The 22,078-nt window shown below is 61.3% G+C and carries 16 protein-coding genes; 7 read left to right on the forward strand and 9 right to left on the reverse strand.

Features of this window, described 5'->3' with window-relative positions; all coding sequences use genetic code 11:
- Positions 1 to 123 precede the first annotated feature (123 nt).
- The 4 genes from ACFOD4_RS04710 (at position 124) to ACFOD4_RS04725 (ending at position 4,102) form a co-directional block, all read left to right on the forward strand.
- Positions 124 to 285, forward strand: coding sequence for a cupin domain-containing protein (locus ACFOD4_RS04710; RefSeq protein WP_379594781.1), 162 nt, complete (start codon positions 124 to 126; stop codon positions 283 to 285).
- A 919-nt stretch (positions 286 to 1,204) separates the two neighbouring features.
- Complete coding sequence (locus tag ACFOD4_RS04715; protein WP_379594782.1) at positions 1,205 to 1,831, forward strand: cold-shock protein; 627 nt, start codon at positions 1,205 to 1,207, stop codon at positions 1,829 to 1,831.
- A 372-nt stretch (positions 1,832 to 2,203) separates the two neighbouring features.
- A complete protein-coding gene (locus ACFOD4_RS04720) occupies positions 2,204 to 2,347 on the forward strand; it encodes a hypothetical protein (protein ID WP_379594783.1) in 144 nt (47 codons plus the stop codon).
- 1,347 nt (positions 2,348 to 3,694) lie between these two features.
- On the forward strand, positions 3,695 to 4,102 hold the full coding sequence (locus ACFOD4_RS04725; protein WP_379594874.1) for a DUF6525 family protein: 408 nt from the start codon (positions 3,695 to 3,697) through the stop codon (positions 4,100 to 4,102).
- A 423-nt stretch (positions 4,103 to 4,525) separates the two neighbouring features.
- On the opposite strand, the gene ACFOD4_RS04730 is transcribed toward ACFOD4_RS04725, so the two are convergent.
- From ACFOD4_RS04730 to ACFOD4_RS04740, 3 genes are read right to left on the reverse strand one after another with little or no spacing between them, the layout of a single operon-like run.
- Entirely contained in the window at positions 4,526 to 5,509 is a 984-nt protein-coding gene (locus ACFOD4_RS04730; protein ID WP_379594784.1) for a Bug family tripartite tricarboxylate transporter substrate binding protein, read from the reverse strand.
- Between the two features lie 35 nt (positions 5,510 to 5,544).
- Positions 5,545 to 6,420, reverse strand: coding sequence for an HpcH/HpaI aldolase/citrate lyase family protein (locus ACFOD4_RS04735; protein ID WP_379594785.1), 876 nt, complete (start codon positions 6,418 to 6,420; stop codon positions 5,545 to 5,547).
- Positions 6,417 to 7,667, reverse strand: a complete 1,251-nt coding sequence (locus ACFOD4_RS04740; protein WP_379594786.1) for a CaiB/BaiF CoA transferase family protein — start codon at positions 7,665 to 7,667, stop codon at positions 6,417 to 6,419. Before ACFOD4_RS04740 ends, ACFOD4_RS04735 begins: the two co-directional genes overlap by 4 nt.
- 98 nt (positions 7,668 to 7,765) lie before the next feature.
- Here ACFOD4_RS04740 and ACFOD4_RS04745 point away from each other — a divergent pair, with 98 nt between their 5' ends.
- Positions 7,766 to 8,707: a LysR substrate-binding domain-containing protein gene (locus ACFOD4_RS04745; RefSeq protein ID WP_379594787.1), complete on the forward strand. Its 942-nt coding sequence runs from the start codon at positions 7,766 to 7,768 to the stop codon at positions 8,705 to 8,707.
- A gap of 288 nt (positions 8,708 to 8,995) precedes the next feature.
- Here the strand turns inward: ACFOD4_RS04745 and glpK are convergent, their stop codons facing one another.
- A complete protein-coding gene (gene glpK / locus ACFOD4_RS04750) occupies positions 8,996 to 10,483 on the reverse strand; it encodes a glycerol kinase GlpK (RefSeq protein ID WP_379594788.1) in 1,488 nt (495 codons plus the stop codon).
- A 982-nt stretch (positions 10,484 to 11,465) separates the two neighbouring features.
- Between glpK and ACFOD4_RS04755 the strand changes: the two genes are divergently transcribed.
- Positions 11,466 to 12,389 carry a replication protein RepA gene (locus tag ACFOD4_RS04755; RefSeq protein WP_379594789.1) on the forward strand — a complete coding sequence of 308 codons (924 nt, stop codon included), beginning with the start codon at positions 11,466 to 11,468 and terminating at the stop codon, positions 12,387 to 12,389.
- 1,032 nt (positions 12,390 to 13,421) lie between these two features.
- On the opposite strand, the gene ACFOD4_RS04760 is transcribed toward ACFOD4_RS04755, so the two are convergent.
- From ACFOD4_RS04760 to ACFOD4_RS04780, 5 genes are all read right to left on the reverse strand, one after another.
- Entirely contained in the window at positions 13,422 to 14,159 is a 738-nt protein-coding gene (locus ACFOD4_RS04760) for a hypothetical protein (RefSeq protein ID WP_379594790.1), read from the reverse strand.
- Between the two features lie 59 nt (positions 14,160 to 14,218).
- Entirely contained in the window at positions 14,219 to 15,154 is a 936-nt protein-coding gene (locus ACFOD4_RS04765) for a glycosyltransferase family 2 protein (protein ID WP_379594791.1), read from the reverse strand.
- A 189-nt stretch (positions 15,155 to 15,343) separates the two neighbouring features.
- Positions 15,344 to 17,707, reverse strand: coding sequence for a PAS domain-containing sensor histidine kinase (locus ACFOD4_RS04770; protein WP_379594792.1), 2,364 nt, complete (start codon positions 17,705 to 17,707; stop codon positions 15,344 to 15,346).
- A gap of 716 nt (positions 17,708 to 18,423) precedes the next feature.
- Positions 18,424 to 18,762, reverse strand: a complete 339-nt coding sequence (locus ACFOD4_RS04775; protein ID WP_379594793.1) for a hypothetical protein — start codon at positions 18,760 to 18,762, stop codon at positions 18,424 to 18,426.
- 725 nt (positions 18,763 to 19,487) lie between these two features.
- Entirely contained in the window at positions 19,488 to 20,261 is a 774-nt protein-coding gene (locus tag ACFOD4_RS04780; protein ID WP_379594794.1) for an enoyl-CoA hydratase/isomerase family protein, read from the reverse strand.
- 813 nt (positions 20,262 to 21,074) lie between these two features.
- Between ACFOD4_RS04780 and ACFOD4_RS04785 the strand changes: the two genes are divergently transcribed.
- Positions 21,075 to 22,019, forward strand: a complete 945-nt coding sequence (locus ACFOD4_RS04785; RefSeq protein WP_456316867.1) for a pirin family protein — start codon at positions 21,075 to 21,077, stop codon at positions 22,017 to 22,019.
- Positions 22,020 to 22,078 lie beyond the last annotated feature (59 nt).

Here is a 22,078-nt window from a genome sequence, read left to right on the forward strand (position 1 = left end):
CGGCGGCGAGGTGCGTGAGCTGTCCCTGGTGCCGCTGGGTGAGGCGCGGCTCGGCCAGACCAGTCTCGAGGATTGGCTCCGACGCCGCGCGGCCGCGGCCTGAATCACCTCAATGGCGGTTCTTTGCAGAGCTTCACCCAGGGGCAGAGCTTCACCGAGCTGCCGGGTGGGCGCTACGATGTGAGCACCAATGCCCGCCAGACCAAGCTGGCCAAGCTGCTCGCCGTCTTTGTAGTGGATACGGACGACACCGAGCGCACCACGCGCATCGTCGAGGAACAATAAAGCCCTATCCGGTCAGGCACGATCTCTGGGTCCAAGGAAGGGCCATCAACCATGACCTACTTCGGAGCTGAGGGTATGGACATTGAGGCGATCTTGCCGATGGCATCCTCCTGATCGTGCTGCCTCTCGTGTTCGGCTGCAGGAAGTTAACACTCTGATCCGTAACCGCCGCCTAGATGGCGCAGGTGAGCGTGCCTGTATCAGTGCCGGCGCAGTCTAGTCCGAGGTGCCTGCAGCACTAAACATCTGCTTACGGCTTGGAGTGTGACTGCTGGCGCTGCTCATGGTGCTCTACCCTTTGGCATTCCGCTCATCGGGGCACCAGTCCGATCGATAACAAGCGTGGTCCGGCACAATGACACAATGAGCTTCGTTGCAGTTTCAGCATCATAGGTAGCTTGTGCTGCTCTGTGCCAAAGGGTCGGGCTGGGCGCTTCCCAGCTGGATGAGACGTTCTCGCCTGTAGGTTGCCCCCCCCCGCCGCGGCCACATGCCGTACAGGTAGGCTTTGGGTCCCGCTACCTGAACATAGCTGCTACCCTGTGCCGTGAGCAGCGGCTCCTGCCATTGCCTACCTTACAGCAGGGGGCGATCAGACGCGGACCTGCGCTTTCCTAGGTTCAGGGAAGGTACATGGCAGAGTGCGCGCCAAGTCATGCACCGGAGGCGAGCGACCTCCCGGGCCCTTTAGCGGGCTGCGCTTCCTCCAAACTCCCGGCATCTCACCGGAGCCGCGACACCGTAGGATGAGCCTCCGCTCACTCGCGAGGCATTTTCCACGTCACCGTAGTGAGACCGAGCGGCCGATGTGGTAAACCTTAATGAACGGCGGCTTGGAATGGTCCGCGACTGCCATCTTGGCAGCGTGGACTCGTTCCCGATCCGCACGCTCCGACACGCGGCACCAGAAGGACTTGCCATGCCATCCAGCCGAAACGACCGTCAACGGACCCCCCGCCGTCGGGGCTTCGACGACGATGATTATTCCAGCCGCGCCGGCTTCACGCCCATGCCGAGCTTTGCCGTTGCCGCACCGGAACAGTCGGCCACGGTGAAGTGGTATAATGCCGAGAAGGGCTTTGGCTTCGTGGAACTGGCCGATGGCTCCGGCGACGCCTTCCTGCACGTGAAGGCGCTGCAGCCCCTTGGCCTTGAAGAAGTCAGCCCTGGTGCCACTCTGCGCGTCAGCGTCGGACAGGGCCAGAAGGGCCGCCAGGTCCAGCAGGTTGTTTCGGTGGATGAAAGCACCGCAGCAGCGCAAGCACCGCGTCGCGACGTTGGCCGTCCCCGGTCGGATCGCCCCACTGGGCCGCGCCGGCCAGCCGATCTCAGCAACGCCGTGGAAATGACCGGCGCGGTGAAGTGGTATAATCCCGAAAAGGGGTTCGGCTTCATCAGCCCCCAGGACGGTGGCAAGGACGTGTTTGTCCATGCCTCGGCCCTGGAACGCGCGGGGCTGAGCAACCTGCAGGACGGACAGATGGTGCGCATGCAGGTGGTGCAGGGAGCCAAGGGCCCTGAAGTCGGCTCTCTCGAAATCGCGTAAGCGCCACTGGACAGGTCATGGAGCGGTCGATGATCTTTCAACGGCCTTCGAACCCTCCTACCGACCTGATCCACAATGGGTTCGCCGGTTCGCAGCATCCTAAAGGCCGCCAGATCTTCGGTCTTGGCAAGTTGCGAGGATTGCTCAACCCGAGTAGGCAGGTCAGCCAGTCTGTTCAAGACGAGGGTGCCCCGGCGACTACGACCTTGCCAGGCTAACATCTGGAGCGTCGCTGAATCAGGCTCCTCGAAAACGACAAGCTCTGGTTTGGTGGCAGGCCCGGGCTTCCGTCAGATGACGGAACGGTGATAATCCACAGGTTGCAAACGGCGGCCTCCACTACTTTTAATTGTATTGGAGGTCGTGACGCCTATGAGCCAGCCTGTTTCACTCTCCCCGAAAGATCTAAGTCCCGCGGGCATCGCCGAATGGCTGTCGCAGGCGGAGCAGATCATGGCGCAGTTCTCAGACCCGAAAAATGCGCCTGCCTCGGACAAGAGCAATCAACAGGGTTGAACAACAAAATGGTTGAGGAGCTTCCTTATACCGTGGCCTCGATCATGCCTGCCAACCCGTACTCCTGTTGACGGTGCCTTCGGCCCTAGACAAGCTTCGGCCAGCGTTTGTCATTTTGATGACTGGTGGGTAAAACGGGATCTCGCTTAGATCCCTAGTGTCTCAACGTTCGGTCACGGTACGGTCGCCTGTTCGATCAGGGCTTGCTAGCTCTCATAGTCAGCCAGAGGCTGCCCGGCCTGAATCCATGCTGAGTTTGGCCGATCATCATCATGGCGTCCGAAATTGCAGCGATATCCAGGCCTGACACCTAGCCTGGAGGCCGGCCCAGCTGCGCAGAAAGGTCCGCGGCCTCCACGGCCTGAGGGTTCCAGCCTAGGATGGTCCGTACGAACCGACGGGCTTCCGCATTGCTCGCGATGCCTGCGAAGCGCTGCCGAAGGGCTACCGCAGCCGCAAGCTCTCCTCCTTGCTGGAAGGCGGCCCGGATCGCGTCAGCATCGCTTTCGGAAACACAGAACATCGACCTCAGCATGAGGGTGAGGCTGGGCGGGTAGCAAGGCTTATCCGGTGCTGCCATCAATGCTTGATCGATCGGACCGCAGATGGTCAGCTTACGAGGCTCCCCATATTCGCGGCGCCGAACCCCTTTTTGGCCTTGAACTGCGGCCAAGCCTCCTCTGGGCTCCTTAATGGCTGATGAGCCCGAGAACGTAGATGCCCAGGCCCGCGGCTCCGCACCAAACCACCAACAGGGCAATATCGAGCAACAACCAGCTGTGCAGGAAATCAGGCCGACGATGGAGGGCAGGGGGCGTTTCTTTCTGACCCACGACAGAGCTTCTCCCTGTGTCACCTCCAAGAACGCCGAACGAGAAGAAGAGTTCATGGACACAACCTCTTGAGGGCTGATCGTCCGGCAAATGTTTTTGGAGAGCCGGACACTGGTGCCGCCTGTCGCCAACAGGACTGCCGGCGGACGGGTTTTCTTCCTCTTCAAGCTTCTGGTCACCATCCGGAACCCAGTCCTTGCTGCACAGCCCTACACACAGCTGAGATCGTGTAAATGGCCCGCTGTCACCATCAGCTTGCGGTTGCTGGTGTCAGTGGATTGTCAGGTCGAAAGGAGAGGCGGCAGGGTCACGATAGCTGGCACCCGGACCTGCCCGGATCCTGGCCACAGGAGCCGCCGTGTCGTGAACGGTGACGCGATGGAACACGCATTCCGGCTTCCGTCACGCTTCCGCAGGTGCGGCCTCCAACCACTTGAAGCTCAGGTCGTGCCATAGGCTAGCCCTGGTTTCCTCCCGCGAGCCCGTTCGATAGAAAGCCCGCATGGACAACAGCATGTCGGCCAAGCCCTATAGCAAGCTCAAGGGTGATCCCTATCGGGCGTATGAGGAACTGCCAGCGGAGGTCCGCCAAGCTTTGCAGGAAGCCTTGGTAGATTGGTGTCCCTTGCGCGCTCGCGAATGGCACCTTCACTTATTGTATCAGCAGCGGCTACGGCCGGGGAAGGCGGCTTCCTTCCTGGTCCAGGCTATTCGGAAACACGACCACGCCGAAGTCGCTGCCTTCGCGAGGAGATGGTCCGGAGGTGCCCAGACGTACCCCCACCTCGCCGCCGGCGCGACTCTGCAGCGCTACGAGGGAAGGATCGGCATTCCTGCCGCCAAAACCATTGCTCTTGTCCCGGCAAGAAAACCATCCAAGGCACCAACGAAGCCTAGATCGAGGCGGTCTGCTTCCCGCTGACAACTTCCGGCCTTCGCCCACTCCAAGCGCTTCCCTACCCTGCGCTTCGGTGGTTCATGCTCCATCCCGCCGCTGCTGCCAGGCCAGCAAGCCAAAAGGCTGGGTTCCAGGCATCGACCAGGACGCCACATTGGCGAGCGTCATGCCGGAACAAGCTTTGCCTGGTTTCAGCAAAGGCAACCGTGGCGCTCAGCCTTGCGGCGCGTGCTCACCCAGTGTCCGAGCTGCGCCCTCATTACCCACCGCCCCGGCCCGCCAACGAGTCAAGAACGGATTGGATCATCCAGCGAAGCTGGCGTCCGGGGGGTCAGGAGGCGCCGGGGTCTGATGCACCCGGAGCCGGCGCCCTGTTAACCAGCCTAGTCACAAATCGGCTGTGGCGTTGACGACCATGCTGCCCGCATCGGAGCTTGGCTTGCGCGGCTAATCAGCCTTGATCGAGGCGGCCTCAACCAGTTGGCTCATCTGCTGTCGTCGCTGGCTCAACCAAGCTGTGAATTCAGTACGGCTGCTTCCCACCGTTGTCGCTCCGAGTTGCTCGAGCCGCGATCGAAGCTCTGGCATGTTGAGGGCGGATCTGGCGGCATCACCGATGCGATCCAGGATCGGCTCGGGCGTTCCGGCCGGTGCGTAGAGTCCGGCCCACTCATTGATGTCGAAGCCTGGATAGGTTTCGGCAATGGCTGGGACGTCCGGCAAGGGTCCAATGCGGTTCAGGCTCGATACGGCGAGCGGGCGTAGCTTGCCATCCTGTACGAGGCCGAGAACCGCCGAAACAGATGCAAAGGTGAAGGCAATCTGATTGGCGAGAAGATCCTGCACAGCCGGTCCGCCGCCGCGATACGCGACCTGCGTGACCTCGATCCCCGATCGCCAGGCAAAGGATGCGCAAGCCAGATGACCGGCGGAACCGTTGCCGGGCGTGCCGTATGACAGTGTGCCAGGCTCGCGCTTCGCGAGTGCCACAAACTCCCCGATCGTCCTGGCCGGTGAAGAAGGATGAACCGCCAGGATCTGCGGCGACACCGTCAGCTGCGTGATGGGCGCAAAATCCTTCGCGTAGTCAAAGGGAAGGTTCTTGTAGAGCGCGTGGTTCGAGCCATGTGCGGCAGCATCGACCAGCAACGTATACCCGTCCTTTGGCGACCGAGCGACCTCCGATGCGCCGATTGTGCCAGTCGCCCCTGGCCGGTTCTCCACGACTACAGCCTGTCCGAACGCCTGCGCCATCGGCACAGAGATGAGCCGCGCCGAGGCGTCGGTGCTTCCGCCTGGCGCATAAGGAAGAACAATGCGCACCGCCCGCTGCGGCCAGGAACCTTCCGCCTTTGCGCTGGCGGCCAGCAGGAGCGGGATGGAGCCGCCGATCAGCGTGCTCCGCCGGGTCAGGTATTTCGGCACGGACATTTCCTTTTCTGTTCACCGACGCGGTCGGGGCCCGACTAGCCCGCCAGCGACAAGATCTCCTGGGCCCGCTTCACGACGGGCAAATCGACCATCTTGCCGTCGATCTGAAAGGCTCCGATACCTGCCTCGCGTGCTTGGAGGTCACCATCGATAACGCGCCTGGCCCAGTCGAGCTCCTGCTCAGTGGGAGAGAATGCCGCATTCAGTGGACCCACCTGCGACGGATGCACCACAAGAGCGCCGCGGAAGCCCAAGCGACGAGCCTGCCGTGCCATCTCTGTAAAGCGCTCCTTGTCAGAAAAGTCGCCGATGCTTCCAACAAACCCAAGCGGCAGAATGCCCGCCGCGCGGGCCGCGGCCAGAACGGCGTAGTTCGGCGTCAGCAGGGTTTCAGCGACAGGAATGCCGCCAATAGCAGCGGAATAATCCTCCGGACCAAGCGTCATCGCCGCGACCCGGGCATGTGCATTAGCGATGGCCTGCAGCGAGAACAGCGCTCCTGGCGTCTCGATCTGCAGGATGAAACGCACCGTTCCGAGTTCCATGCCCTGCGAGACTTCCAACTCGCTGACCGCATCGGCCACGTCGCGGACGAACCCTGCGTCCTCAACCTTTGGCAGCACCAGGGCTGTCAGGCCCTGCCGGACCGCCGCTTCCAGATCGGCTCCGATGTGCCGCATGTGATGATTCACACGAACCATGACCGCGACGCCATTGCCGGATAGCGCGTCGATGGATGCCGCCAGCGTCTGACGTGCCTCGGGCTTCCGTGGCAAGGGCACGGCGTCCTCAAGATCAAGAATCACACCATCGGCGCCGCGCTCGTGGGCCTTGGCGACAAACTTGCCGACATGGGCCGGAATAAAGAGGAGCGACCGCCAGCGGGGATAGGGAGGCTTGATGTGCGTCATGCGGCATTCGTCCCATTGGTGGCGGCTGCCGGGGTGGAGATGACCCCGGCGTCCAAAAGTTCTTGGACCTCCTCCTCCGACAAGCCGAGCAGGTCGCGGAGGATCTCCCTACTATGCTCGCCCAAGGCCGGGGCAGGGCCTGAAATCGGGGATGGGCTGCCATCCTCAAAACGGATCGCCGGGGCATGAACCAGTGCGCTGCCGAGCTCGGCATCAGGCACCTCAACCAGGGCACCCCGCTCCCGGAGGTAGGGATGACCAACGAGCTGCGTGGCGTCGAGGACGGCGCCGGCGGTGACGTCAGCCTCCTCGAAAAGCGCCAGGTTAGCCTCCAGGTCGCGGGTCGCGATCGCCGCTGCTATCAGGTCGTCCAGTGCGTCCACATTGGCCTGCCTTGCCGCCGGCGTGGAGAAACGGCTGTCCCGACTAAGCTCTGGCCTGCCAAGGGCTGAGAAAAGCCGCTCCACCGACACCTGCATCCCGGCCGACAGGGCGACCCAGCGGTTATCGGCGGTGCGATAAACGTTGCGTGGTGCATGGCTCGGGGCCCGGCTTCCCTGTCGAAGCGGGACGCGGCCCGAAACCTGGTGATCCAGGGCTAACGGGCCCAGGACGGAGAAGACGCCGTCGAACAGCGAAAGGTCGAGGATGCGCCCGGCACCGGTTGCTTCGACCTGCCGAAGCGCCGCCACAATGCCGAGGGCGCCGTAGAGCCCGGTGACGCTGTCGGCCAAAGGGAAGGGTGGCAGAACCGGCTCGCGGTCGGCAAACCCGTTCATCGCTGCAAATCCGGACAGGCCTTCGACAAGCGATCCGAAACCGGGCCTATGCCGCCAAGGGCCGCTTTGACCCCAGCCGGAGATGCGGGCCAGGATCAAACGAGGGTTCACCGCGTGCAGCACATCGGGGCCAAGCCCCATCTTCTCGAGCGTACCGGGGCGGAAGTTCTCTACCAAGGCGTCTGATCTGCCGATCAGGCGGAGGAGAATATCCTTTCCTGAAGTGGTGCGCAGATCGATCGCCAAGCTCTTCTTGCCGCGGGCATAGGCCTTCCAATGGGTCGACACACCGTCAGTACGCCAGGCCCGGAGTTCATCGCCGCCACGCGGGGTTTCCACCTTGATGACCTCTGCGCCCAGGTCGGCCAGTGCGGCCGACAAGACGTTCCCGGCCACCAGCCGAGACAGGTCCAGCACCCGGATGCCTGTCATCAGCGGAGGGCGAGACTTGCTTTGTTTGGTTGGCATCGAAATCTCCCGTTCCGTCATCATGACAACAGCGTTGCCATAGGAAAAATATGGATGGACGATAGTATCCATTGCATTTTCTTATACCTGGAGCGGCCATGGACGTCCGGCAACTGCGTTACTTCCTCGGCGTCGCCGAGGCCGGGAGCTTCTCGGCCGCGTCTGTAAGGCTCGGCATCGTGCAGCCTGCCTTGAGCCAGCAGGTCGCGCGGCTGGAGGCTGATCTGGGTGTTGCGCTCATGGTCAGGAATTCCCGAGGCATCGCCTTGACCTCGGCAGGCGAGGTTCTGCGAGACCGGGCGACAATCCTCCTGAGGGATCTGCAAAGCACGAGGGAGGCCGTCTTGACTGAAGCCGGCGGACCGGTGAAGGGCAGCGTCACGGTCGGCCTCCCGACAACCGTTGCCATGGCGCTCACGCTACCCTTTCTGCGCAGCATGCGAGAGCGCCATCCTCAAATCGCCCTGCATCTCGCGGAAACACAAAGCGGCCACCTGTTGGAATGGCTCCACCAAGGTAAGATGGATATCGCCATTCTCTTCGACACCAATGGCCCTCAGGCTCGGGGATTGGAGATCGAGCCCCTGGTCACGGAAGAACTCCATCTGGTGAGCTCCAGTGGCCATGATCCGGGTGGAAATGGGGATTGTCCGCTTTCCCGAGCCCTGACGCTTCCGGTCTTGTTGCCGAGCCGAGAACACGGCTTCCGCCGTTTGCTGGACGCGCAGGCTGCGCAGCTTGGGAGCACTTGGAATGTTGTGGCGGAGGTCGATGCGCTGCCTCATCTGAAAAGCGCGGTCGCTGCAGGACTTGCCCACACGGTCTTGCCACGCAGTGCGCTGATCAGGGAAATCGAAACGGGCCTGCTCCACTCGCGGCGGATCTGCGAGCCTGTTCTGCAGCGGACGGCAGTTCTGGCGGTTCCTTCGGGAAAACCATCAAATGCGGCGGCACGGGCCGTTCACACGTTGATGGTGGAGCTGGTCCGCGATCAGATCGACCGCGGAGACTGGAGCGGGGCGGCCAAGCCGACAGGTTAAACAGCAGGCCCTCCGGGACCACCAGTTGATGCTCCCGGGTTAGATCCGCAGCCGTCACAGCTCTTGATGCTGTCCGCCCCCCGCTCAGGGTCTTTGGTGGGGCGCCTGCATGCCATCATGGCGGCGTCTCGCCACTATTGGCGCGGCAGAACGCCGCCGGTGGGACAAGGGACCGAACGCCCGTGTTCTCTTCCGGCGTCACTGGCCTTAGGTCACCAGCCACCAGCGATGGCCTTGGTCCACCTTTCCACACGACGCCCTGCAGGATGAGGGACGGCCGGTCCTTGGTCATTGCAAGGGGGTCAGCGTCCGCCGCACCGCATCACGCCAACCGCCGAGCAAGGTTTCGCGACGTACGCCTTCCATCCTGGGTTCAAAACGCCGGGGCGGATCAACGGTGCCGGCTGCCGCGCCCACCGTGGAATGCAGGCCGCTGCCCAGCCCCGCCAGCACCGCGGCGCCTAGTGCCGTGGTTTCCAGGAACGCCGGACGTTCCACTTCCGTGGCGAGCATGTCGGCCAAAAACTGGCAGAACCAGTCATTCGCCGCCATGCCGCCATCCACACGGATAACCGTTGGTGCACGGCCTCCGTCAGCCGACATCGCCTCAGCCAGGTCATACGTCTGGTAGGCCACGGCCTCCAGCGCGGCCCGCGCGATATGCGCAGCCGTGGCATCCAGCGTCAGGCCGCAGATCAGGCCGCGCGCTTCGGGGTCCCAGTGCGGGGCGCCGAGGCCGACGAAGCCTGGCACCATGTACACGCCGTGATGGTCGGGAACGCGCGTGGCCAAGTCATCTGTCTGCGAGGCATGGGTGATCAGCCCCAGCCCGTCCCGCAGCCACTTGATTGCGGCCCCGGCAGTGAAGATGGCACCTTCCAGCGCATAGGTCGTGCGCCCTCCCAGCCGGTAGCCGACCGTGGTCAGCAGCCGATTTCGTGAAGCCAGCGCCTGTTCGCCGGTGTTCATCAACGCGAAGCAGCCTGTGCCATAGGTGGCTTTCACCATGCCGGGCGCGAGGCAGCCTTGGCCCACCAGAGCCGCCTGCTGGTCCCCGGCCATGCCGGCGATGGGTAGCACCCCGTCGAACAAGCCGGGCGCCGTCTCGCCAAAGATCGTCGCGTTGTCGCGCAGCTCGGGCAGCATTGCGGCAGGAATGCGAAACAGACGCAGCAGGTCCTCGTCCCAGCAGCATCGATGAATGTCGAACAGCAGCGTGCGTGCGGCGTTGGTAGCATCCGTCGCGTGCACCTGCCCGCCGGTCAGCCGCCACAGCAGGAAGCTATCGATCGTGCCGAAGAGCAGCTCGCCTTGCTCCGCCTGGCGCCGAGCGCCCTCCACATGGTCGAGGATCCAGCCCAACTTCGTCGCGGAGAAGTAGGGATCGAGCAACAGTCCGGTGCGCTCTCGTACCATCGGCTCGGCGCCATCGGCCCGCAGACACGCGCAGGCCTCGGCAGTGCGGCGATCCTGCCAAACAATGGCGGGGTGAACCGGGGCACCGGTTCGGCGATCCCACACCACCACTGTTTCGCGCTGGTTGGCGATGCCGATCGCTCGCACCGCCTGTCCAGCGCCGGCCAGGGCGCTGCGCGCCGTGGCCATGGTGTCGCGCCAGATCGCCTCGGCATCCTGCTCCACCCAGCCCGGCCTCGGGTATTGCTGAGGGAGCTCGCGCCGCTCCGTCGCCAGTGGCCGGCTACCGACATCGAACACGATGCAGCGGGTCGAGGTAGTGCCCTGGTCAATCGCCAGAATAGCCTTGGGGTCAGCCATGCCAACCGTGTTCCAGCCTGGCGGCCCAAAGCCTGTTCATAAGGTGCTCCTGCTTCGCGTTCGATGACCGCCAACGCGATCATAGCCTGAACGGTGGCTGGAAAAGAAACCATGCCTTTCACCCAATGGACAAAGCCCAGCAGCACGAAGCAAGGCCTCGGCCCCAGACTTTGCACCCTGAACTCAAGCGCAGCGCTTCGAAACCCAGCTTGCGAACCGGGCTCAGCACTGTGGCCGTTGCTGGACGCACATGCGCTTGGATGCAGGAGACACGATGGTTCGTCGATGAAGCGCGGGCGTTTGATCCACTTCATCACGGACGGGGGGGCTCGTAGCAACAGGTGAGCCCCGGTTCGGACGCCGGCCCTGGGTGACATGAGCCGTCATACCGAAGCACAACGGCCATAAATCCCGGCTGGCTCGGCTCCATCAGCTGATCAGGAACAAGTTCGCGTTCCGACGGATCCGTACTCGCCCTGGGGAGGAGGCCGTCAGCCAGGAAATAGGGCTGCGCCATCGTCGCCAGAGGAGGGAAGACCATTTCGGCTTCACATCCGAACCGCCTCAGTGTGGCTGATCTTTTTCGGGGGCAGCCTTCCGGGGCAAACATTGGCCTTCCGGCCGAGCAGGCCCTGTCGCCGAATCCAAGCGCCGAGTCGCTTGGGAATAGAGGGTCCGCAGCATTTCTGCCGCCAAACGGCAGCTGATCTTTACCGGGGGGCAGCTGATCTTTGTCGGAAGGATGTCTGCTCCTGCTGTCAGCAAAATCAAAAGTTTATCAGCCGTCCACTGACCTTTGTCGGGGCTATAGTATCAAGGTTACAAATAGCTTCTTGCTAGTCCCCGACAGAGATCAGGGTGTCAATCAACACCGCTCCGGGCAGGTTGCCCAAAGTGGCTGCACCAACGCATTGGTCCACAAAGGCGGTCAGGAATGGGCGAGGTTCACCGGCTTCTTCGGGAGCACGGAAAGGAAGCGGCGTTGAGGAGCGACATTCCACGGGATGTTGTGGAGGCCGCCGCTGGCTACCTCGCCTCCGAAGACACTGAAATCGGCTACCTGTATAGCGGCTGGGCGCAAAGCGCGCTGCCGCACCGTCGGCTGCCCGATGAACAGGCCTGGCAGGTGCAAACGGACCGGGTGACGCTGGTTGTCTCGCCGGGGCATCGCCCGTCCCAGGAAGGTGCCCCCACCCCGGTCGGGGTTCCCTACGGTTCGCGGGCCCGCCTGATCTTGCTTTACCTCCAATCGGAGGCGCTGCGGACGAACAGCCGGGAAGTCGAACTGGGTCGGACCCTCCATGCCTGGCTGCGACGACTGGAAATACCCATTGGCGGCAAGGCGATGCAGGTCGTCCGTGATCAGGCGGAACGCATCTCCCGTTGCCGTATGAGCTTCCAGATCCGTCAGGGTGGTCGAACCGGGTTGGTGAACCAGAACATCCTCGATACCTCGATGTTTGTCGACAGCGAGGACGAGACGCCGTCAGGCCAGGCCAGCCTGTTCATCGAGACCGCCACCCTCAGCCAGTCCTTCTACGACCAGCTTCGCGCACATCCCGTGCCAGTCGAGGAAGCCGCCGTCCGTCAGATTGCCAACAATTCGATGGCTCTCGACGTGTATTGCTGGCTCGCTTATCGGCTGCACGCCCTGAAGGAGGACACGCCAGTCTCCTGGCGGGCCCTGCACCAGCAATTCGGTCGCGCAGTCGCACGGCAGGATCATTTTCGTGCCCATTTCAGGAATGTTCTGCAGCTGGCGATCGGAGTTTATCCGGAGGCGCAAGTGGAGGAAGGCTCAAACGGCTTGATCCTGAAGCCCTCACGACCGCCGGTGACACCGAAGGTCCATTCCGCTTCGGGGCCAAAGTCCATGCAGCGACCGTTGATTGGGACCTCCCGGTAAAGATCAGTCCTCGCCGCGATCACAGAGGGAGAACAGCGGAGCTGAGTCCAAGCTTTCCCCCTGCGGCGTGCCATCCCGGCAAAGATCAGCCTTTTTCTCAGGTGGAGCTGATCTCTTTCGGGGCACCGAGCCATGTCCTGTCCTTCTCGCCGCGTGAGAAGCATCCAAGCCAGGCATGACCCGAAGCTGATCTTTGTCGGGAAGTCGGATCAGTGCGTCATTACGACGCCCGAAGCGAGCGACGCTTGGTGACGCTCACTGCTGCCTTGAGCACAGGAAACAGGATGTCAAAGCCGATCGCTGCGGGCTCTACCTACCGATATGACCTCAAGAAGAAGGAAGAGGCATGTGCCGTCCGCTTCCTCCCTGAACGAAGTCAACTATTTCGGACGGGCATTCGTTCCTAGTGACCAGGACTCGGATCCTCGGAAAGCCAATCCTTGTCGCCGAAAATGCCGTACCGTTACATCTGTAGCCATCTTCCGAAATGAACACCGGGCCACGATGACTACTAGATACGTCGTCCAGCCCTTCTCGATCCATCCGGATGCGCTTGTGCAACGGCTCACAGCCAGGAGCGAGAGAGCCGGGAGCATTGCAGAGAGGTACCCTGGGGAGCTTTGCTTTGCAAACAGTCCACAACCGGCTGCCGGCGCAACTTCATCAGCCTTAGACCCCGGACGACCTGGAAGGCTCGTCGCTTCATGGCGACAGCCTCCTTGAAGAAGACGTGGTGACCAGGGCCTCCTTGTTGCGCTGCAGTCCTGATGCTGGTCGCTCAACCATGGCTCCTCTATGGCTTAGCCAAGCAGCTGGAGTTCATGCAGCAAGCTGCGTTGCTTGATAGCAGCGCCACCAGTGGACGAAACGGCAGCGGCTGAATGCCGCAAGAAGGTGGCTATCAGCTCTCCAGGGGCGAGAGGGAATGTCCCTCAACATCACGTCCGAGGTGAAACGGTCCACCTTTCTTCTGAATGCCGTGCTTACTTCCAGGCGTGAACAGGCACCGCATGCCCATCCTGCTTGCTCCCTCTATCCCGCTGTAGATGTGCGAAGCGTGTTCAAGCTCTGCCCAAAGGTCCGCGCCATTTCAGGATCAAGCAGTGTACCGCTGGTGCGAACTGACTGAGTTACCTGGCGGCGCCACCTGGCAAAGGGTCCGTGAGTTTCGGAGTGATTCTCGCCCGTGCCGACCATATAAAGTCCGGCTGTCGCGGGATACGCCAATGGAAAACCGCCCTGTGCCGCACGGGCTTCCCACTCATGGTGCGAGCCCAGCGCCTCGTGGGGGTCCAGCAGATGCGTCTCGGACGCCGTGGCAACGATGCGGCCAATCGTGCAAGACCCGCACAAGGCATGAAATGGGCCGTTGAACGCGCCAGCTATGGGAAAGGGTGCGGTGCGGAGGCTGGCGTAATCCAGCGCGAAGCCGCTTCTGACCACCGCACCTAAATGACAGGGCCGCATCTCGGCACGCACCTTCTCCACCAAGTCAGACGCGACCCAGTCATCGGCGTCCATGAACATCAGCAGGCCGCCCACTCCAGCCCGCACCGCTTGCTTGATGAGCCACTTCTTACGACCGCCATCATCATTTGCTGATGTTGGCGGCTCCGGTGTCCAATCGGCGCGGATTAGATGAAAGCCGGGTTTGCATGAAACATCGTGCCAAGCAGCAGGAACATCGTGGGCCGCGAGGATCACGCTGAAATTGCGGTCAGTCTGAGCCAGCAATGAGCGCAGTGTGAATGAGAAGAGGCGCTCGATCACAGCCCAGTCTCCGGCACCGGCCCTGGACACCAGAGGGATGCCAAAGGTGAACGGTTCCCTCAACGCATGTCCTTTGCAAGTGCCTCAACGTGGCTCCCGTAAAGATTAAGACACTGATTGTGACGCTTGTGGATCAACGGGTCGGCCAGCAACTCCGTCACCGCCTGCCGGGTGGCTGCTGCGTGGCGCTCAATGCTGAGATCGGTCTCCTCGTTCCGGTTGAAAGCTTCCCAGTTCGATGCGCGGTCCCAGCGCTCCGATCCAAGACCGCCGCCGCGCCAATGCTTTACCAAGTAGTCCTGCCGAGAGCGTGTATTGTAATGGTTTACCTGGGCCAGCCGCCACGTTACGGCTCCAGGATCTGTCTGCAGAAACTCTTCAGAGCGTGCATATCGCTCAGGCAGTGGCTGGCCCGCACCGTCGACAACCCTGATGCACCGCAAGGCGTCCGCCCGTGCATATCCAGGTCCATGCGGTAAGAGGGGGCAACGATAATGCCCTGGATTCCGGAACAGCGTCTTGAAGGATCGATTGACCCCATGATTTCGGGCTGCCGCCTGCCGAAAGCGTTGCAGCACTGAATCCGCTGACCAACTCTCATGGCCGGCGCTGCCGAAGATCCGCCAGTTGATCATCATTGCGGTCGCCTGCGGCATGGAACCCAGCAGTTCCGGAACCGTGCCGCCTCCAACATGGATGTTAAGAAACTCATCGCCGTCCAGCACCATCAACACGTCGGGCCAAGCCTTGGAGAGGACTGCCTCCACTTGCTGGTAAGCAAAGAGCTGCGCCTTGTCGTCCGGTCCTGGATCGCACGGGATGTGGCGTAGCTGCCCACGTGCTTGCAAAGCGTCCAGCAGCGCCGGCGTACCGTCAACGCAGTTATTGCTGCAGACGACGATTTCGCTGAAACCGATCATCCGGTGGTAGGCGACCCATTCCAGCAAGTAGGGTCCTTCGTCGCGCATCGTCGCCACAAGCGTCACGTTTGCCACCGGAACTCCCTCATTCAGGCCCACCGGATTGTAACGCCAAACGAGCGATAGCGTTCTGGTAGGCCAAGATCTCCATGCGGGTTGTGGCTCTTGGTCCGCCGGACGATCAGAACGCTGGAGAGCCAGTTCATCTCTCATCAATTGCGTCTTCCGGTAAGCCAAGCCGGCGCCAGGCAAGTCTTCCGCTGATCACGGATACACGAAACGTCTTCTTTTCCACTCAACGAGATCAACCGGCAGAGAGATGACGCAGTGAACACCGTCCGGCCCGAAGGTAAGTTCAGCCCTACCCCGTAACTGGTAGGGCAGGGCACGCTGAATGAGTTCTGTACCGGAACCCCGGCGAGGTGGTGTTACCGAGGGGGGCATTGTGACACCGCGCTCCCGCCAGTCCAGGACCAGATGGTCCTTGCCATTCACGCTTTCGAAGTGCCACGTGATGGAAAGTGTCGCAGCCGGCTGTGCCAAGGCACCATACTTGACCGCATTGGTTGCAAGCTCGTGGAGCGCCAAGGCAAGTGGTTGGACCTTGTCGCCCGACAGTTCCACCGGTGGTCCGGCAACGACGGAGCGCTGAGATGCCTCGGCTCCGGTGGCGGCCAGTTCGGCCGTGATAAGCGCAGCGAGCGAAACTGGCCGTGACGTGGTACCGCCGAGAAATGCTTGTACGCGTCCGAGAGCCGCCAGCCGCCCATCGATCTCATCCCGCTCCGCCGAGTGCGGCAGGCTTCTGACCAGGATCGAGCGGATCACTGTCAGGAGATTGCGGGTACGGTGCTCCAGTTCTGCCACAAGAATCTCTTGTCGATGCTGGAGACGAATGAGGTCCTCGATGTCGGTACAGGTTCCGATCCACTCCGTCGTCATACCTTCGGAGCACTCGCGTCCTTGCGTGTTCCGCGCCAACAATGATCGGGTTCGGTGCCAGCGCCAGCTTCCGTCAGCTGCACAGCGGATCCGGAACTCAACGGTGAGCTGGCCCTGGCGCGATGCCTCGTACCATGCTTGCATCGTTGCTTCCCGGTCGTCCGGATGCACCGCGTTCAGCCAGCCTAACCCAAGGCTCTCTGTTGCGCTTTGACCGGTGTAAGCGCGCCACTGTGGACTTGACCAAGTCCATCTCCCATTGTTGGCAGAGCGCCAGACCAGCTGCGGCATGCCCATGACCAGCAACCGGAAGCGCTCCTTCTGTTCAAGAAGAGCGGCCTCAGCTTCCTTGCGCGCAGTCACGTCGCTGGCGGCGCCGAACCACTCCTGGATCTCCCCCTTCTCGTCGCATACGGGAACCGCCCGGGATTGCACCCAGCCAACTCCTCCTCCTTCCCGAAGAAACCGGTGCTCCATCCTGATAACGCTTTTAGACGCGATGCCTCGCCGAATCGCCAGCCGAACTGCGGTGCGATCATCCGGATGAACGTAGAAGTCCAACCATCCTTCTTTAGAGTGGTGCAGGTTGGTGAAGAGGCCTTCACCGTCCAAGCGATGCAGAACAGTCCAGTCCGGATTGGTAGTGTACATGACTTCGGAGGAGGCGCTGACCAAATTCCGTAGACGCTCCTCGCTCTCCCGCACCGCAGCTTCGGCCTCGTGCCGGTCCGTCAGGTCAGCGGTCACAACTAGCAGGCTACGTACCTGGCCCGTCTCGTCAAACAGTGCTGAGATGCTGCTGCTTGCCCAGACATGCGAGCCATCCGGACGGAGATAGCGCTTGTCGAGCTTGGACGTTTCCTTGCTTTTCAGAACCTCGCCCAAGATGTCAAAGCTTTTTGCGAGGTCCTCCGGATGCGTGACATCCGCGACGCTCATTCGCTGCAATTCGCGCCGAGGACGACCCAAGATGCGGCATAGCTCTTGATTGACCCGGAGAAAGTTTCCTTTCGGCGAGAGCTCGCAAAGCCCAACCGCCGCAGCGCCAAAGATGGCGGACAAGCGAGCCTCGTTTTCGCGCGTCGTCTCGGTAGCCTTCCGCTGCGCAGTGTCGTCCCGCAGGATCTTTACAAAGCCACCGATGCTGTCCTTGTTCAGCCGATTCAAGCGGCCCGATCCCCAGAAGCGGGAACCGTCGCGGCGAAGATGCCAGCGCTCCTCAACCAGCGACCCAGTCCTTAACGCCCGTCTTCTCTCAGCCTCCGGAACAGAAGCGGCTCTATCCTCTTCGGTCCAGATGAAGTCGCTGCTGCGACCCAGGACCTCGTCGGCCTGCCATCCCAGGATGGCGACCGCCCCCGGGCTCCACCCGGTGATGCAGCCATCGTGATCCATGGTAATGATCGCGTGATCAACCGCACTCTCGAGCACGGCACGATAGCGGGCTTCGCTCTCTTCCAGGGCAGCCCGGCTTTCGTCCAGAGCAAGGTTGGCGCGTTGAAGCCCAGCAATAAGCTCTTCCGCACCAGCCAGTTCCGTGTGGCTTGCGGTCCCATGCCAACCTTGCCCCGCAGGGGTAACGGCAGCATGGCTTCTTGCAGCTTTGAGGCACAGGACTTCTGCTTCCAGTTCAGCTACCCTGGCGCGCAATGAAATATCGTCGGTTGTCTGGTTCTCGGCGGCCATCAGAGTCACCTAGCCGGATCAGCACTACGTCATTACGATGGGAGATCAAGGCCGCCTCGTCCCAGGAGTTGCACAGCTGTGTCGCCTTCCCAAACTTGTTTACCTGAGTGCGCCGAGCATGGTTCGCGAAGTTCCGCCGGCTGGGCATGGGCCGCCAGCTTTGGCGCGGCCACATTGCCTCAACCGCTGCGCGAAATTGATGCGACTAGCAGCACAGACGCGCGCTACAATGTGGCGCAACAACGATGCGTGGCATCCTGTGAGCATTAGAAGTGCCGGAAAGGGGTATTTAACTGTCACAGCCCTGAACAATCGTGAACTCTAGTACGGCTTCGCCTTACGCGGAGCCGTCATGGGCTGACCATTTTTACTAGACCGGATCAGCGCAGAACCTCGAATTACCGATAGAGATTCAGGCAAGATGGCCGCCGCTTTCGCAGAATGTAGCGCCGGAGTTGCGGAAGGTTGCCGCTAATGGCAGGTCACGACGATACTAACTTGGTCCTGTGAAGAGCCGGTGGACATAACCAATACGGTGGACCGTAAATCTATGAAATAGGGTCAACGGCGACGGTTGCGCTTATAGATTCCCCATAGTCCACGGAGTATGGCCAGATTTCGAATGAGTCGAAGCATGTTCTACTTTCCTCTTCCACTGGCTTAGAAGCCGGTAAGATGCCGTCGGTTCAGTTGGCAGATGTATCGCGCTAGCTAGGCTATTCCTCGTCCTCGCTGTTATCGAGAGGGATCAGGAACATGACGGCTAATCCATCCTCATCGTCACCCTCGTCCTCCTCATCTTCCAGCATTTCAGCGACATCTGCCTCACCAATATCCTCGTCCACAACATCGTCGGCATCGTCAAAATCGGCTATTTCGCTTTCATGTGCCGGCCGAACATCAAGAGAAGCTTGCCCATCCCAGACAGGGTTGCCTGCCGTGCGGAGACGCTTCAACTCCTGACGGAAGTCTTCGCTTGCGACGATGTTGCGCCCATCCTCTTCGTCAGCGTCAATGACAGCTACGGCTTTACCGCCGATCATAAGCGTGAGCATTGGATTGCTGTCCCTCGAAGTACACGCACTCCAACGTCGCGCTGCTGGATTGGTTGAAATGATCCTGCAAGAACGAACCACTGGCATTGGCTACACCGCATGATCGAGCAGCAGTGACAGTACAAGGTACCAGCAAGAGCACGTACTACCTCTACCTTGAGGGGCCTTGATGCTTATCTGACATGCAGCCACAGTGCTGGAAGCGGAAGGTGCTGCTGCAGAAGCCGGGCGCTGCCAAACCAAGATCTTGCAGGTGCAGTCGATTCGGTTTCGTAGGTGGAGCAATGTGTGGCAAGTCGTGGGCCGCTTCACTGGCCCACCGGTGGAGCCTCGACGGTCAGGACAGCGCAGGAACCTGACCGACAATGCCACGATGTAGCGCTGTCAGCCAGGAATTCTGGACTGATGATGCCTTGCTCTCACGCAAAGGTACAAGCTTCGGTGTCACGTCGCTCTGGTGGGCAGGGCCAGCAACAGCTGAACCAAGGCGAAGGATCGAATGTTCGGACGAGCCGCGAAGGACCAGCAAGACAAGGGAGCTTAGTTCACGGATCCACGATGCTGATCGGGCTCCAAGCCACGATGCCCGTCGCGGTTCGAAAAGCTCGATCCTCGCGGCCGCGTCAATAGCAGGACGAGGCAGCAAGTTTGGGACGGCGCGTGATAATTGATCTCCTCCATTGTCCGTATCGCCATGATGGCTGTCGCACCCGGCTTATACGAAGCTACCGCCCAATAAAGAGCGGGGCCCGCTTCTCGAGCCAAGCCGCCTTGCCTTCCTGCAAGTCCTGTGAACGCCGGGCCTCACGAGCCCGGGCCTCCACTTCCTCGTGGTCCATATCACCGCGGGCTACAGCATTCAGCGCCGCCTTCATGCCTTGCACGGCGAGTGGTGCATGGCTTGCCAGTGTCGCTGCCAGCGCTGCTACACGTGCAGCCAGTGCGTCCGGCGCGACCAGCTCAGTCAGGAAGCCGATATGCAACAATTCCTCCGCGCCTAGTTTCTCGGCCGTCAGGAACAACTGCTTCGCAGCGTTCAGCCCAAGCCGGCTGACATAGCGTTGCATCCCACTTGGATAATAGTGCAGTCCGAGCCGAGCCGCTGGCATGAACATTGCCATGCCGGTGACACCGATGCGGAAATCGCAGGCCAAAGCCAAGTCGGTGGAACCGCCGTAAACGCCCCCGTTAAGGGCACAGATCGTAGGCTGGCGCAGCGCTTCGAGCTGAGTGGCGACGTTCGCGAAGGAAGCGTCGGCCGATGTCTCGTCGCCCTTGATCTTTCCAATGTGAAAGCCTGAGCTAAAGGATTTTCCTGCGGCGGTGATAACCACAGTGAGCACGGTTCGATCGTCTTCGATGCGGTGCAACATGTCAGACAGCACCAGCAGATCGACAGGCTCAATCCGATTATGGACGTCCGGTCGGTTGAGGCGAATGGTGGCAATCGGGCCTTCGATAGTCAGGCTCGGCACACCCGGTGTGGAGTCGATGGTCAATGCGGCGTCTCCAATTCAGTCGGACCCCGATGGACGCATCTACGTCTCGGTGTCATGGGCTATTATGGAATCGCCACGCCCGATCCGGCTAGGCTCTCCTGGGACAGGCCGGCCGGGGGTATGGACAACCGAGCCTGGATGCCTCGCCAGCATCCAATGACCTCCGGAATAGCCGCGCACCGCTTCGCCAAGAGCATGCTGTCGCAACATCCTTGACAGAAGCCAGTTGTGCAACGCTGACAGGCGGTCAAGCCCTATTGGCTGGGCGAAGAAGGCATGAGAAGCCATCCATGCGGATGGTAGGGCCATAGCATGGCAAGGGCCGCATCGTGCTCCGTGTCCGTAAAGGGAAGGATAAGTAGCTTGGCACGCCTCAGGTCGCTTGACGTTCGGTGGCTGTGACGCGCTTCTCTGTTGGATCCAGGCCATCGTATATCGCGGCTGTCCTGAAGATTCCGGACCGCACCATGAGGCGCGATCCTGCCTACCAAATGGCCTTTCCGCCACTGGAGAGTTGCGACACAGCCTGCAACGGCGCACCGAGGCCCTTCTATTCCGATCGTTTCGCAGCCCTCTCAGGGTGGGGCCCGATCCGGCGGAAAGGCGGGCGCTTCTTTGCCATTATCGCAGCTGTCGATATTGCCTGATTATTCTGCTTCGGGAACGCAAACCTCCTGATCCCGAATGTGGCCGCAGAGGCGGTTGCAAGTTGGAATAGACCATTGTTTGCCGATAATGCTTAGCTTTTCATAGAATGCAGGATGCCGGAAGCGGCCCTTGGACAAGGGGAAACTCCGGAAGTTCAGGGAAGGGATGCCGCGCATGAGTTGGAACCCCGCCATGGAACCCGGATGTCCGGATGAGGTCGGGCTCGACGCCATCGAGACGCTCATCATTCCGCGGGCCCGGGACATCGGAGGCTTTGAGGTTCGGCGTGCATTGCCAGCGCCGAAGCGGCAGATGGTTGGACCGTTCATCTTCTTTGACCAAGCCGGACCGGCCGAGTTCCTGACCGGACGTGGCATCGATGTCCGCCCTCATCCGCATATCGGCCTCGGTACCGTCACTTACCTGTACCGCGGCGACTTTCATCACCGCGACAGCATCGGGTCCGACCAGGTCATCCATCCCGGGGCATTGAACTGGATGGTCGCCGGGCGCGGCGTGTCCCATTCGGAACGCACTTCGGCAGCGGGGCGAAGCGGGCCACACAGCCTCTTCGGGATCCAGACTTGGGTGGCGCTGCCTAACAGCCATGAAGACATGGCCCCTGTCTTTGAACATCACGGCAAGGACGCACTGCCTGTGATTCAGGATCATGGTGTCTCAGTTCGTCTTATCCTTGGAAGCGCTTACGGCGAGAACGCTCCTGCAACGATGCTCACGGAGACATTCTACGCCGACGTCAAGCTAGATGCAGGGAGCCGCTTGCCGATGCCTGATGAGCATGAGGACCGAGGCCTCTACATCGTCGAGGGATCAATCTCGATCGCCGGGAAAAATTTCGATGCGGGCCAGATGATGGTTTTTCGCCCCGGGGACAAGATCACAGTCGCGGCCGGCATCCAAGGCGCGCGGCTGATGATCCTCGGCGGTGCGACCTTCGGGGAACCACGCTACATCTGGTGGAACTTCGTCGCTTCCTCCAAGGAGCGTATCGAGGAGGCGAAGGCGGAGTGGCGCGCAGGAAACTGGGGGAAGGGACGCTTCGATCTTCCCATCAATGATCGGGATGAACACATTCCCCTGCCAGGCTGAGGTGCGCTGATGGGATTAGATGGATTCTCAATGTGGTGGAGGACATGCATGACGTTGTG

Origin of the sequence: Teichococcus globiformis, assembly GCF_042646265.1 — a bacterium.
Classification (GTDB): domain Bacteria; phylum Pseudomonadota; class Alphaproteobacteria; order Acetobacterales; family Acetobacteraceae; genus Pseudoroseomonas; species Pseudoroseomonas globiformis.